General features: G+C 69.5%; 13 protein-coding genes. 8 read left to right on the top strand and 5 right to left on the bottom strand.

The window, feature by feature from the left end; translation table 11 throughout:
* Positions 1–80 precede the first annotated feature (80 nt).
* From AB0H00_RS26290 to AB0H00_RS26270, 5 genes are all read right to left on the bottom strand, one after another.
* The gene (locus tag AB0H00_RS26290; protein ID WP_357271328.1) at positions 81–1,802 is read right to left on the bottom strand and encodes an urease subunit alpha; all 1,722 of its coding nucleotides are present in this window, start codon (positions 1,800–1,802) and stop codon (positions 81–83) included.
* Positions 1,799–2,116 (bottom strand): urease subunit beta, encoded by a 318-nt coding sequence (locus AB0H00_RS26285; RefSeq protein WP_357271325.1) that lies wholly within the window; start codon positions 2,114–2,116, stop codon positions 1,799–1,801. Before AB0H00_RS26285 ends, AB0H00_RS26290 begins: the two co-directional genes overlap by 4 nt.
* A gap of 9 nt (positions 2,117–2,125) precedes the next feature.
* The gene (locus AB0H00_RS26280; RefSeq protein WP_357271322.1) at positions 2,126–2,428 is read right to left on the bottom strand and encodes an urease subunit gamma; all 303 of its coding nucleotides are present in this window, start codon (positions 2,426–2,428) and stop codon (positions 2,126–2,128) included.
* 79 nt (positions 2,429–2,507) lie between these two features.
* On the bottom strand, positions 2,508–2,954 hold the full coding sequence (locus AB0H00_RS26275; protein WP_357271319.1) for a PaaI family thioesterase: 447 nt from the start codon (positions 2,952–2,954) through the stop codon (positions 2,508–2,510).
* Between the two features lie 214 nt (positions 2,955–3,168).
* On the bottom strand, positions 3,169–3,852 hold the full coding sequence (locus tag AB0H00_RS26270; protein ID WP_357271316.1) for a hypothetical protein: 684 nt from the start codon (positions 3,850–3,852) through the stop codon (positions 3,169–3,171).
* 151 nt (positions 3,853–4,003) lie between these two features.
* Between AB0H00_RS26270 and AB0H00_RS26265 the strand changes: the two genes are divergently transcribed.
* From AB0H00_RS26265 to AB0H00_RS26230, 8 genes are all read left to right on the top strand, one after another.
* On the top strand, positions 4,004–4,990 hold the full coding sequence (locus AB0H00_RS26265) for an iron ABC transporter permease (RefSeq protein ID WP_357271402.1): 987 nt from the start codon (positions 4,004–4,006) through the stop codon (positions 4,988–4,990).
* Positions 4,987–6,078: an iron chelate uptake ABC transporter family permease subunit gene (locus AB0H00_RS26260; RefSeq protein ID WP_357271313.1), complete on the top strand. Its 1,092-nt coding sequence runs from the start codon at positions 4,987–4,989 to the stop codon at positions 6,076–6,078. The genes AB0H00_RS26265 and AB0H00_RS26260 overlap by 4 nt, the downstream gene beginning before the upstream one ends.
* A complete protein-coding gene (locus tag AB0H00_RS26255; protein WP_357271311.1) occupies positions 6,075–6,995 on the top strand; it encodes an ABC transporter ATP-binding protein in 921 nt (306 codons plus the stop codon). Before AB0H00_RS26260 ends, AB0H00_RS26255 begins: the two co-directional genes overlap by 4 nt.
* A 52-nt stretch (positions 6,996–7,047) precedes the next feature.
* Positions 7,048–7,440: a BlaI/MecI/CopY family transcriptional regulator gene (locus tag AB0H00_RS26250; protein ID WP_357271308.1), complete on the top strand. Its 393-nt coding sequence runs from the start codon at positions 7,048–7,050 to the stop codon at positions 7,438–7,440.
* A 43-nt stretch (positions 7,441–7,483) separates the two neighbouring features.
* Positions 7,484–8,422: a M56 family metallopeptidase gene (locus AB0H00_RS26245; protein ID WP_357271305.1), complete on the top strand. Its 939-nt coding sequence runs from the start codon at positions 7,484–7,486 to the stop codon at positions 8,420–8,422.
* A 175-nt stretch (positions 8,423–8,597) separates the two neighbouring features.
* Positions 8,598–10,217, top strand: coding sequence for a DEAD/DEAH box helicase (locus tag AB0H00_RS26240; protein ID WP_357271302.1), 1,620 nt, complete (start codon positions 8,598–8,600; stop codon positions 10,215–10,217).
* 3 nt (positions 10,218–10,220) lie between these two features.
* The gene (locus tag AB0H00_RS26235) at positions 10,221–11,066 is read left to right on the top strand and encodes a DMT family transporter (RefSeq protein WP_357271299.1); all 846 of its coding nucleotides are present in this window, start codon (positions 10,221–10,223) and stop codon (positions 11,064–11,066) included.
* A 255-nt stretch (positions 11,067–11,321) separates the two neighbouring features.
* The gene (locus tag AB0H00_RS26230; RefSeq protein WP_357271296.1) at positions 11,322–12,758 is read left to right on the top strand and encodes a GuaB1 family IMP dehydrogenase-related protein; all 1,437 of its coding nucleotides are present in this window, start codon (positions 11,322–11,324) and stop codon (positions 12,756–12,758) included.
* Positions 12,759–12,808 lie beyond the last annotated feature (50 nt).

The following is a 12,808-nucleotide window of genomic DNA, read 5'->3' as shown; positions in this document are numbered from 1 at the left end:
CGCGCTCGCCACAGCCTCTATCTCGACGCCGGCCGCGCCGAAGGTGACCTCCGCGCTCAGAGCAGCAGCCAGCGCGATACTCAGAACAGGAAGTAGCGCTGGGCCATCGGGAGTTCGGTGGCGGGCTGCTCGGTCCAGACCTCGCCGTCGATACGGACGGTGAAGGTGTCCGGGTCCACCTCGATGCGCGGCATAGCGTCGTTGTGCGGGAGATCGGCCTTCGTGACGCCGCGGACGTTGCGCACCGGGGCGAGTTCTCGCCGCACCCGCAGCCGGTCGGCCAGACCGTCCTCGATCGCCTGTTCGGAGACGAAATGCAACGAGGTGGCCGCGGCGGTCGAGGGGGCGGCGCCGAACATGGGACGCGGCAGCACCGGCTGCGGTGTCGGGATGGAGGCGTTGGCGTCGCCCATGGCGGCCCAGGCGATCGTGCCGCCCTTGAGCACGGCATGCGGACGGACACCGAAGAACGCGGGCTCCCACAGCACCAGGTCGGCCAGCTTGCCCACCTCGACCGAGCCGATCTCGTGGTCGAGGCCGTGCGCGACGGCCGGGCATATGGTGTATTTCGCGACGTAGCGCTGGACGCGGGCGTTGTCCGCCGCGCCGTCGCCCGGCAGTGCGCCGCGGCGGCGCTTCATCACGTGCGCGGTCTGCCAGGTGCGCATCACGACCTCGCCGATACGCCCCATGGCCTGAGAGTCGCTTCCGATCATCGAGATGGCGCCGAGATCATGCAGCAGATCCTCGGCGGCGATGGTGGACGGCCGGATACGACTCTCAGCGAACGCGAGATCCTCCGGTATGGAGGCGCTCAGGTGATGGCACACCATCAGCATGTCCAGGTGCTCGTCGAGGGTGTTGACCGTGTGCGGGCGAGTCGGGTTTGTCGAGCTGGGGAGCACGTTGAGCTGGGCGGCGACGGTGATGATGTCGGGCGCGTGCCCGCCGCCCGCGCCCTCGGTGTGATAGGCGTGGATGCCGCGGCCCGCGATGGCGCCGAGGGTGTCCTCGACGAAACCGGCCTCGTTCAAGGTGTCCGAGTGCAACGCCACCTGCACACCAGCGGCGTCCGCGACGGTGAGGCAGGCGTCGATGGCAGCCGGGGTGGAACCCCAGTCCTCGTGTAACTTGAAACCCGCTGCGCCGCCGCGTAATTGCTCCCACATGGCTTCGGCGCTGACCGTGTTGCCCTTGCCGAGCAACAGAATGTTCATCGGCCAGCCGTCGGTGGCCTCCAGCATGCGCGCCAGATGCCACGACCCGGGGGTCACGGTGGTTGCCTTGCTGCCCTCGGCGGGACCGGTGCCGCCGCCGATCAGCGTGGTGATGCCGCCGCCGAGGGCCTCTCCCATCAGCTGCGGGCAGATGAAGTGAACGTGGCAGTCGATGGCGCCCGCGGTGAGAATGCGGCCGTTGCCCGCGATGATCTCGGTAGATGGGCCGACGACCAGGTCCGGGTGCACCCCACTCATGGTGTCCGGATTGCCCGCCTTCCCGAGGGCGCAGATGCGGCCATCCCGAATACCGATGTCCGCCTTGATGATTCCCCAGTGATCGATGACCACCGCGCCGGTGATCACGGTGTCCGGGGCGCCCGCGGCGCGGGTCACTCGGCCCTGGCCCATCGATTCGCGTAGCACCTTGCCGCCGCCGAACACGGCTTCGTCGCCCGCCAATCCCGGTCCGCCGCTGCGGTCCTCGGTAATCTCGATCAGCAGATTCGTGTCGGCGAGGCGGATCCGGTCACCGGTGGTCGGCCCGAACAGCTCGGCGTAGCGGGCGCGGCTCAGTTGGCTCATGCCGGTCCATCCAGCAGTCCGGGCGGGGTCGGACTGATACCGTACACCTCACGTGTCCCGCCCAACGGGACCAGCGAAACCCGCTGGCCGAGGCCCGGTTCGAAGCGCACTGCGGTGCCCGCCGGGATATCGAGGTGGCGGCCGTGCGCGGCCGTGCGGTCGAACCGCAACGCGGCATTCGCCTGCGGGAAATGCACGTGGCTGCCTACCTGCACCGGTCGATCACCGGTGTTCAGCACATCGAGCTCGATCCGGTCGGCCCCGGCGTTGAGCTCGATCGCACCCTCAGCACACAGATACTCGCCCGGAATCACGCGGTCCTCCTAGCCGATCGGGTGGTGCACGGTGACGAGCTTGGTTCCGTCCGGAAAAGTCGCCTCGACCTGGACGTCGTGGATCATCTCCGGCACACCCTCCATCACGTCGCCACGGGTGAGAACTGTTCGCCCCGAGGACATCAGCTCGGCGACAGTGCGGCCGTCCCGCGCGCCCTCGAGCACGTGGTCGGTGATGAGCGCGACCGCCTCGGGATGGTTCAACCTGAGTCCGCGCGCCTGCCTGCGCCGGGCCAGCTCGGCGGCGTAGCTCAGCAGCAGGCGCTCCTGCTCGTGCGGCGACAGTCGCATCCGGGCTCCTCACCGGGTCGGAGTAGCTGGGTGACCGACATTCTGGCACGCGCGTTCCGCCGACGCCGGACGAGAGCACTCAGGGTCGATGCGGCAGATTCTGCAGCCGCACCTGGCCGTGCGCCACGGTGCGGCCCTGCTCGTCGGTGATGACGACCTGCCACAGCTGCTGAAGCCTGCCGCGGTGCACGGGCGTCGCCTCGCCGGTCAGGGTGCCCTCGCGAACCGCGCGCAGAAAGTCGGTGTTGTTGTTCACGCCGACCACCGTGCCCTGGTCGCCGAACCAGATCCCGCCCGCCATGCTGGCGAGTGTCTCGATGACAGTGCAGTACACACCACCGTTCTGGATGCCTGCGGGCTGATACAGGTGCGGCTTGACGACCCACTCGCCGCGCACCCGGTCGGCACTCAACTCGGTGAAGCGCAGGCCGATCAGGTCGGTGAAGGTGCCTTCGCTGAGTTTGTTCACCTGCTCGGGTGTGAGCTCCGCCAGCGAGCCGATGGCTTGGGTCTCCTGCTCTGTCATGCCTTCACTGTCGCACAACGCGAACGACCGCCCGCCGCACACCCGGCGTCTTGCGGGTCGACGGTCAGCCATGGGAAACAGAGCGACGGGCCCCACCGGAGTGGAGCCCGTCGCGGCAAGGGATCGGGGGTCACCGCAGCCCTCGGGACTCGCACGCGATCCTTACGCCGAGCACGAGCATAGGCCAGGCTTACCTAACTAGGCAACCCGCGGATCAACACACCGGGAGTCCGCGATCGGCGAGCGCGGCCAGCAGCCCCCGACCACGCCGCACGCCGAGGACCGCGTCGGTCCGCGCGAGGTCGGGCACGTAAGTCGAAGCGCCCGCGATGGACTCGCCGACAAGAGACCAGAACCGGCGCGGGCTCAGCATGGAGCAGTGCGCCATGCTGGCCTGAATGAGCGCCAGCGGGGGCTCGCAGCGATGTGCGAGCCAGACGTACATAGCCTCCTCACACGGCAAGCTGACCACGCCGGCCTCGCCAGCGAGCCGGTCACCGTCCAGCACCCGGATCGTGGTGTCTTCCAAGCCGGCCCAGTCGATCCCGCCGTCGCTGTCGGTGTGTATCCAGAGGTTCTCCAGACCCGGATCCCACGCGCGGCCCTCCGCGACAAGTAACGCGACCACGCGACCCACGACCGCGTGAATCAGAGCTGTCGCAACGACCTCCGCGGCGATGTCGGCGCTGATCATCTCCGCGGCGTGACGCCGGTACATGAGTTCGATCCGACCCTCGCACACTCCGTCCGACAGCCGCCACCAGCGTCGTTTGCCCTGCTCAGCCATCGCTGCCACGGCGTACACCCGCGGATGCTCGGGTTGCAGCGCGCGCAGCCGGGCACAGGCGCGCCCGAATGCCGGCTGACATCGGCGCGGTGTGGTGACGAGCTCAGTCATCGAACCTCCTCAGGTCGGCGTACCTCGAAAGATAGGTTAGGCTTACCAGACCTAGCAAGTATCGCGGTTCGAGTCAGGAGCGGTCGTCGCCGTGAAACACCTTGGCACCGTGAGGCGGCGTCGTCTTTCCGGACTCCTCGTCTTGACCGCCATGCTTCTGCTCGCCGTTATGGCAGGCGTCGCCGTCGGCACGCGCTCGCTCGCTCCCGGAACCGTGTACGACGCCGCGCACCATGCGTTGAGCTGCCCCAGCGGGCCCTTCACCTGCCCCGCGGGCTCGACCGAGGAACAGATCGTGCGCGGCCTGCGCATCCCCCGCACCGCGCTAGCGCTGGTCTGCGGGCTGGCGCTGGGCATCGCGGGCGCGCTTATCCAGGGCTACACCCGCAACCCGCTCGCCGACGCCGGGCTACTCGGCCTCAACGCGGGGGCGGCATTCCTCGCGGCGCTGAGCGTGTATCTGTTCGCGTTCACCGCGCCGGAGCAGTACATCTGGTTCGCCTTCGCAGGAGCGTTGATCGCCGGTCTGGTGGTGTTCGGAATCTCGGCCGTCGGCGGCGGCAAGGCGAGTCCGCTGAGCCTTGTGCTGGCCGGCATCGCGGTGACCGCGTTCCTGCAAGCGATGACGAATGCCATCATCGTGCTCGACGCGTCAGCGCTGGACACTTACCGGTTCTGGGTAGTCGGCACGGTTGCGGGCCGCGATGCCGGGGTGTTCTGGCAGGTGCTTCCGTTCCTGGCACTCGGCACGCTGCTCGCGGTCGCGGCGACGCCGAGACTGAATGTGCTCAGCCTCGGCGACGATGTCGCGCGGGGGCTCGGCGTGCACGTCAGCCGCAGCCGGGCGGTAGGACTGGCGGCCGTGGTACTGCTTTCGGGAGCGGCGACGGCGGCGGTCGGGCCGATCGCGTTCCTCGGCCTCACTGTCCCGCACCTCGCCCGGGTGTTCACCGGTCCGGACTATCGCTGGCTGGTTCCCTACTCCGGGTTGTTCGGCGCGTTGCTGCTGCTGGTCGCCGACATCGTCGGCCGCCTGGTGGTCCGGCCCGGCGAGTTGCAGGTCGGGGTGACGCTCGCCGCCCTCGGCGCGCCGTTCTTCCTCACGTTCGTCCGTCGCCGCGAGCTGGTGAGATTGTGACGATTTCGGTGGAGACCACGAGCAGGAGACGCGCACTGCGGGTAGGACCGGTCTCGATGGTGCTGCGTCCGGCGATGACGCTGATCGTCGTCGCGTTGGCCGCGCTGGCGCTGGCGCTGTTCTGCCTCGACATCGCCGTCGGCGAGTCGCACCTCACGCTCGGGCGTGTGCTCGACGTGCTGACCGGAGGCGGCACCCGCTCACAGCGGTTCATCGTGCTCGAATCCCGGCTGCCGCGCGCGCTCACCGCTCTGGTGGTCGGCGTCTCGCTCGGCCTCGCGGGTGCGATCACGCAGTCGATTCTGCACAATCCGCTGGCCGCGCCGGACATACTCGGCATCACCTCCGGCGCGAGCCTCGGCGCGGTCGCCGTCCTGGTCGGCACCGGAGGCACCGGCACAGGACTGGCCGCCATGGTCGGCGCGCCGCTGGCCGCGCTGACGGGCGGGCTGCTCACCGCGGTGGCCGTCTACCTGCTCGCCTGGGGACGCAATCCCACCGGTGAGCGCGGCGCCACCGGCCTTCGGCTGGTGCTGATCGGCGTGGGCGTCAACGCGCTGCTGGCCTCGAGCGTCAGCTGGCTGCTGACGCGCGCCAGCTCGGTAGACGCGCAGCGCGCGCAATTGTGGCTCAACGGATCGCTCAACACAGCCGACCGCGCCCACCTGGCGCCCGCGGGGATCGCCGCGACCATAGTCGTGCTCGTCGCGCTCGGCTCGGCCCGCACACTCGCGGCGCTGCGCCTCGGCGCGGACACCACCCGCGCGCTCGGTGTGCGAATCCAGACTCAGCAGGCTGTCTTGATCGGCGCGGCCGTGGTCGGCGCCTCGGTAGCGACGGCCGCCGTCGGTCCGGTGGGCTTCGTCGCGCTGGCGGGCCCGCAGATCGCGCGCCTGGTGCTGCGCACTCCGGGCGAACCACTGATCGGCTCAGCGCTGATCGGCGCCATCCTTGTGGTCGGCGCGGATGTCGCCTCGCGTGCGTTGCTCCCGGCCGAGCTGCCGGTGGGCGTCGTTACCGCGGCATTCGGCGGTCCGTTCCTGCTGTACCTGCTCGTGCGGATGAATCGGAAGGTGACGCTTTCATGACCACCGCGGACATCACCACTACGGACACCACGAGCCGCCGGGTTCACGTCCCGGTGCACCGACTGGGCGCCGACGGCGTCACCCTCGGCTACGGCGACCGGGTGATCGTCGAGGGGTTGAGCCTGGATATCGCCCCCGGCGTGATCACCACGGTGATCGGGCCGAATGGCTGCGGCAAGTCCACGCTGCTGCGCTCGCTCGGGCGGCTGCTGCGCCCGCGAACGGGCCAGGTCCTGTTGGACGGCAAGGCCATTTCGACGATGAAGACCAAGGACGTGGCCCGCGTCGTCGGCATGCTTCCGCAGTCGCCGGTCGCACCGGAAGGGCTCACCGTGGCCGATCTCGTCGCGCGTGGTCGCCATCCGCATCAGTCCTGGTTCCTGCAGTGGTCGGCGACCGACGAAGCCGAGGTCACCACCGCGCTCGAACAGACAGGGATCGCCGATCTGGCCGACCGCACGCTCGACGAGCTCTCCGGCGGCCAGCGCCAGCGCGCCTGGATTTCCATGGCGCTGGCCCAGGGCACCGACATCTTGCTGCTCGACGAGCCGACCACCTACCTCGATCTGGCGCATTCGGTCGAGGTACTCGATCTCGTCGACCGGCTGCACGCCGACCTTGGTCGCACCGTCGTCATGGTGCTGCACGATCTGAACCTCGCGATCCGCTACAGCGACCAGCTGGTCGTGATGCGGGCCGGGCGCGTCGTCGCCGCCGGTGCCCCAGCTGACGTCGTGTCCGTCGAGTTGTTGCGCAAGGTCTTCGACTTGGACGCCGCAGTGCTCGAGGATCCGGTCTCAGGCAGGCCGATGGTCGTGCCGATCGGCACCAGGCACGTGCGCGGCACAGCGGGCGGACCGGCTTCCGTCACGCCGGAAACCGCAGCTATGAGAAATGACACACCAGCTATTCCATAGTTACGACGTCCTGTAGTACGCATCGACGTCGTTGATTACCTAAAATTGTGGAATGGCAGGTCTTGGTGAACTCGAGAAAGCGGTTATGGACCAGTTGTGGTCGGCCGACGAACCGCAGACGGTCCGGCAGGTGCACGAGGCGCTCGCCGCACGCCGTGAGCTCGCGTACACCACGGTGATGACCGTGCTGCAACGCCTCGCGAAGAAGAACCTCGTGGTTCAGCAACGCGACGATCGTGCGCACCGCTACGCACCCGTGCACACGCGCGACGAACTCGTGGCCAGTTTGATGGTCGACGCCCTACAACAGGCCGATGAGGCGGGCAGCCGCGCCGCCGCGCTCGTGCACTTCGTCGAACAGGTCGGGAAGGATGAGGCTGCCGCATTGCGGGAAGCACTCGCTAAGCTCGAAGCAACCGAGGATTCGGCACCGCCACCGCAGTAGCCTCCTCGGGCGCCCTGGCCCCACAACGCAGTGAGCTGAGTCGATGAACGCAACCGCGCCGGTCTTCGCCGGACTCGCATTGCTTCTCGCGGGGCCTGCCCCGCGCTTGCTCAGTCGAGCGACCTGGACTTACCGGACGCCCCGGGCAGCGCTGGTGCTCTGGCAGGCCATCGCGCTTGCCGCAGTGCTCAGCGCATTCGGGTCGGGGCTCGCCATCGCGGCCGAACTGCTCGTTCCCGGCCCGGACGGACGCCCGACCACCGCACCGACCCGCGAGATCGACGCACTCGGCCTGCCGCTGTGGCTGGCTTACGTGCTCGTCTTCGCGCTCACGCTCTTGGTCGGCGGCCGGCTGATCTACGCCATCGTCCGGGTCGGCGTGCACACCCGCAGGCGCCGGGCGCGCCACCGCATGCTCGTCGACCTGCTCGACCAAAGCGGTCCGCACCGGCGCGCGGCGGATATCCGGGTGCTGGCCGCCACCGAGCCGATCGCCTACTGCCTGCCCGGCCTGCGCCAGCGGGTCGTGCTCAGCCAGGGCACGCTGACCAACCTGGCGGACGCCGAGGTCACCGCCATCGTGAGCCACGAGCGGTCGCACCTGCGGGCCAGGCACGATCTGGTGCTCGAGGCGTTCACCGCGGTGCACGAGGCCTTCCCCAGGCTGGTGCGCAGCAAGGCGGCCCTCGGCTCGGTGAAACTGCTCATCGAATTGCTCGCCGACGATTCCGCCGTCAAGGTCACCGGTCCGAAACCGCTGGCCCGCGCCTTGGTGGCGTGCGCGAAGTCCACCGCCCCGCAGGGGGCGTTAGCGGCGGGCGGGCCGACCACGCTAATCCGTATCCAGCGCCTGAGCGATCGGATCGGCGACGTGCGCATCGCCACGGCCGCCTATCTCGGCTCGGCCACCATTCTCGTGGTTCCGACACTGGCTGTGGCCGTACCCTGGCTCGTGGAACTGGGTCGGCTGTTCCACGGCTGAATCGCGGGCACGTATCCTGGACACTCGGCCCGCTCTCCGGTCGGCCGCTCCACCTCACCACCGGCACTCGATCGCTCGCGCCGCAACGCGGCGAACCGATCGTGCACCGCTCTCGATCCCACCGAACAGTGCGTTCCCGTCGAACGCGTTGTGCGACGAAAGGCATACACACCTCGTGACCTCCTCGACCACCGTCGCCGCGGCGCCCACCGTGACCTTTGCGGAACTGGGCCTGCCCGCCGTGCTCGTGCAGGCACTGCGGCGCGACGGCATCGAGACGCCGTTCCCGATTCAGTCCGCCACCGTGCCGGACGCCTTGGCCGCCAAGGATGTGCTCGGCCGCGGGCCGACCGGTTCCGGGAAGACCCTCGCCTTCGGCCTTCCGATGCTCACCCGTTTGGCGGGCGCGTCCGCCAAGCCGGGCCGACCGCGCGGGCTCGTGCTGGTGCCGACCCGCGAGCTGGCCGCACAGATCGAGCGGGCGCTCGATGAGCCTGCGCTCGCGCTCGGTCTCCGCGTTGCCTCGGTAGTCGGCGGAGCGCCGATCAGGCGCCAGGCCGACCGGCTCGCCCGCGGCGTCGACCTGCTCATCGCCACGCCGGGGCGGCTCGCGGATCTCCTCGCGCAGGGCGCCGCCGACCTGTCCGACGTGGCGATCACCGCGCTGGACGAGGCCGACCACATGGCGGATATGGGCTTTCTGCCGCAGGTGACCAAGCTGCTCGACCGTACACCGAAAGACGGCCAGCGCCTGCTGTTCTCGGCCACCTTGGACGGCGATGTCGACAAGCTGGTCAAGCGCTACCTGCGTTCGCCGGTTACCCATTCCACCGCGCCGCCGTCGGCCTCGGTCGCGACGATGTCGCACCATCTGCTGTACGTACGGGACAAGTTAGCCAAGCGAGCTGTCGCCACCGAGATCGCCGCGCGCGACGGTCTGACCATCATGTTCGTCCGCACCAAGCATGGCGCCGACCGCCTCGCCAAACAGCTGCGCGGCGCGGGCATCCCCGCGGGCGCGTTGCACGGCGGTAAGGCACAGAACAACCGGACCCGCACCCTCGCCGCATTCGCCGACGGCTCGGTGCCGGTACTGGTCACCACCGACGTCGCCGCCCGCGGCATCCATGTCGACGGTATTTCCCTTGTCGTGCATGTCGATCCGCCAGCCGAGCCGAAGGCATACCTGCACCGGGCCGGGCGCACCGCCCGCGCCGGCGAGGACGGCGTCGTGGTCACGCTCGTCATGGACGAGGAACGCCGGGACGTCGAGTCGATGGCGCGCAAGGCCGGCGTCGAGGTCGACGGGGTCGACGTCCGTCCAGGCGACCGCACGCTGATTCGGATCACCGGCGCGCGCCGACCATCCGGAATTCCGGTCGCGGCGCCGACCGCACCCGCGGTGGCGCCTGCCACCGACCCGGCGAAATCCGCTCGCCGGAAGCCGGGGCGGCGCGGGGAGGGTTCCGCAACCAGTGGGCGCGGCGCGGGTGCGGCGAAGAAGTCCGGCGGACGTTCGGGCGCGGCGTCCTCGGCGGGCCACACCAGCGGCCCCGCCAAGGGAACGTCAGGCCGACGCAGCGCCGCGAAACTCACTGGGAATCCCGCTGCGGGCAACAACGTGGGACGGCACGCCGGCACGCCGAAGGCGGCACCCGCACGCAACTTCGATGCGACGGCCGAATTCTCGACTCGAGCTGGAGGTTCCGGGTCCGCCGACACGCCCGGGCGTACGAGGCGACGCGCCGTGCGAGCACAGCAGTCACCAAGGCTCGGCAATCGCGGAGCGAACTAATTGGTGGCCACCCATACGGTCGGAGCCGTCGTCTGCGCGCTGATCGCGGCGATGCTGTTCGCGGTCGCCGCGGTCGCACAGCAACGGGCAGCGGCCGCAGTACCGGAAGGGGACTCCCTCGTCGCATCGTTGTTGCGCAACCCGCGGTGGTGGGCGGGCACCGTCGGGGATGCGGGCGGATATGCCATGCAGGTCGCGGCGCTCACCCTGGGCGCGGTGCTGTTGGTGCAGCCTATCCTGGTGAGCGCGCTGGTATTCGCGCTGCCGCTGGCAGCGCGGCTCAATAACCGCCGAATCGCCGCCCGCACTTGGGCGACCGCGCTCGCCCTGAGCGCCGCGCTGGCCTGTTTTCTCCTCGTCGGCAATCCGACCCCGGGCAATGCCAATGCGCCGCTGCGTGAATGGCTGCTTCCGCTAGGAGTATTACTCGCTCTGATCCTCGCAGCCACCGCATGCGGCATCGTCGCGGCGGACCCGGCGCGGCGGGCGCTGCTGCTCGGTGCGGCCAGCGGGTCCTTGTACGGTTTGGCCGCCGCCCTCACCTCCTATGTCACCGGCCTGTTCGAGCATGGTCTCGGTGACGTGCCCGGCGCCTGGCAGACCTGGGCCCTGGTCGCAGCGGGCATCGCCGGCGTTTATCTGCAGCAGCGCGCGTTTCAGGCCGGGTCGCTCACCGCATCACTGCCCGCCGTCACAATCGCCGAGCCGCTGGCCGCCGCCTTCCTCGGCGTCGCAGCGCTCGACGAACGCTTCCGCACCGACACGGTGGGCCTCGTTGTCACCGGGCTCGCGGTGCTGGTCATGTGCGCTACCGCGATCGCGCTCTCCCGCTCCCAGGCTGCCGCCTGATCGCCGGCACCAGCGGCCGACTGGGCATTCGCCGCAGCGCGGGCTATCGCGCGTGTGTCCGCAGCGCCCGCGATGCCACGCAAAAGTACATGGTCGCGACGAAGTGCGGCGGGACCACGGCATGGTTCCGGTCGCCGCGAGGCAGACGCGGAAGAACCAGTTGATGACACGCCGATCAGCAGGTCGATCGCCGCGGCGGGATAGCCGTGCCAGAGAACGGCGCACTGGCACCGCCTCCCGGTTATCATCGGTCAAGTGCACTTTCTCCCTGGTCACCAGCCGCCGTACGATCTGACCTACGACGACATCTTCCTCGTCCCGAACCGGACCGATGTCACGTCACGCTTCGACGTCGATCTGTCGACGGCCGACGGGTCCGGCACCACCATCCCGATCGTCGTGGCCAACATGACCGCCGTCGCCGGGCGCCGGATGGCCGAGACCGTGGCCCGCCGCGGCGGCATCGTGGTTCTCCCGCAGGACCTGCCGATCAGCGCCGCCGCCGACACCATCGCCTTCGTCAAGGACCGCTCCCTCACCGCCGACACCCCGGTCACGCTCGACCCCGACCGCTCGGTCTCCGAGGCCGTCGCCCTCATGCACAAGCGTGCCCACGGTGCCGTGATCGTCGTCGACGCCGGACGTCCGATCGGCGTCGTCACCGAGGCGTCCTGCGCCGACGTCGACCGCTTCGCCCGACTGCACGAGGTCGCGGTCACCGATTTCGTCCAGGCGCCGGCAAGCGCCTCCCCGCGCGACATCTTCGACCTGCTGGACAGCAAGCACGCCGCATTCGCCGTGCTCACCGCTGCGGACGGCACCCTGGCGGGTGTGCTGACCCGCACCGGTGCCGTCCGCGCCGGCATCTACCAGCCGGCCGTTGACGCCAAGGGCAAGCTGCGCGTCGCCGCCGCGGTCGGCATCAATGGCGACGTGGCCGCCAAATCCAAGTCCCTCGTCGACGCAGGCGCCGATCTGCTCGTCATCGACACCGCGCACGGCCACCAGACCAAGATGCTCGAAACCCTCGCCGCCGTCCGCGATCTCGGCCTCGGCGTCCCACTCGTCGCAGGCAACGTGGTCTCCGCCGCGGGCACCAGGGACCTCGCCGAGGCGGGTGCGGACATCATCAAGGTCGGTGTCGGCCCCGGCGCCATGTGCACCACCCGCATGATGACCGGCGTCGGCCGTCCGCAGTTCTCCGCGGTGGCCGAATGCGCCGCCGCCGCCAGACAACTCGGCGTGCACACCTGGGCCGACGGCGGGGTGCGCCATCCCCGCGATGTGGCGCTCGCACTGGCTGCGGGCGCGTCCAACGTGATGATCGGCTCCTGGTTCGCAGGCACCTACGAGTCGCCCGGCGACCTGCGCGTCGACCGCGAGGGCAACGCCTACAAGGAGAGCTTCGGCATGGCGTCCAAGCGCGCCGTCGCCGCCCGCACTGCCTCCGACAGTGAATTCGACCGCGCACGTAAGGCGCTGTTCGAGGAGGGCATCTCCAGCTCACGGATGCGGCTGGACCCCGAGCGTCCCGGCGTCGAAGACCTGATAGACCACATCTGCTCCGGTCTCCGCAGCGCGTGCACCTACGCGGGTGCGCGAAGCCTCAGCGAATTCCATGACAAGGCCGTGCTCGGCGTGCAGTCCGCGGCTGGCTTCGCCGAAGGCCGTCCGCTGCCCAGCGGTTGGTGAGTCGAGACACGCGCGAACAACCCGCCACCGGCCCACGCGACCTGACGCGT

It is taken from the genome of Nocardia sp. NPDC023852 (assembly GCF_040639505.1).
Taxonomy (GTDB): domain Bacteria; phylum Actinomycetota; class Actinomycetes; order Mycobacteriales; family Mycobacteriaceae; genus Nocardia.
Note: the sequence above shows the minus strand (reverse complement) of the source record. Positions and strands in the feature narration are given on the sequence as shown.

Coding starts and splice junctions, on each gene's coding strand:
- AB0H00_RS26245 (WP_357271305.1), top strand. CDS start 7,484: ATGAACGCAACCGCGCCGGTCTTCGCCGGACTCGCATTGCTTCTCGCG.
- AB0H00_RS26275 (WP_357271319.1), bottom strand. CDS start 2,954: ATGACAGAGCAGGAGACCCAAGCCATCGGCTCGCTGGCGGAGCTCACA.
- AB0H00_RS26280 (WP_357271322.1), bottom strand. CDS start 2,428: ATGCGACTGTCGCCGCACGAGCAGGAGCGCCTGCTGCTGAGCTACGCC.
- AB0H00_RS26270 (WP_357271316.1), bottom strand. CDS start 3,852: ATGACTGAGCTCGTCACCACACCGCGCCGATGTCAGCCGGCATTCGGG.
- AB0H00_RS26265 (WP_357271402.1), top strand. CDS start 4,004: ATGCTTCTGCTCGCCGTTATGGCAGGCGTCGCCGTCGGCACGCGCTCG.
- AB0H00_RS26255 (WP_357271311.1), top strand. CDS start 6,075: ATGACCACCGCGGACATCACCACTACGGACACCACGAGCCGCCGGGTT.
- AB0H00_RS26290 (WP_357271328.1), bottom strand. CDS start 1,802: ATGAGCCAACTGAGCCGCGCCCGCTACGCCGAGCTGTTCGGGCCGACC.
- AB0H00_RS26250 (WP_357271308.1), top strand. CDS start 7,048: ATGGCAGGTCTTGGTGAACTCGAGAAAGCGGTTATGGACCAGTTGTGG.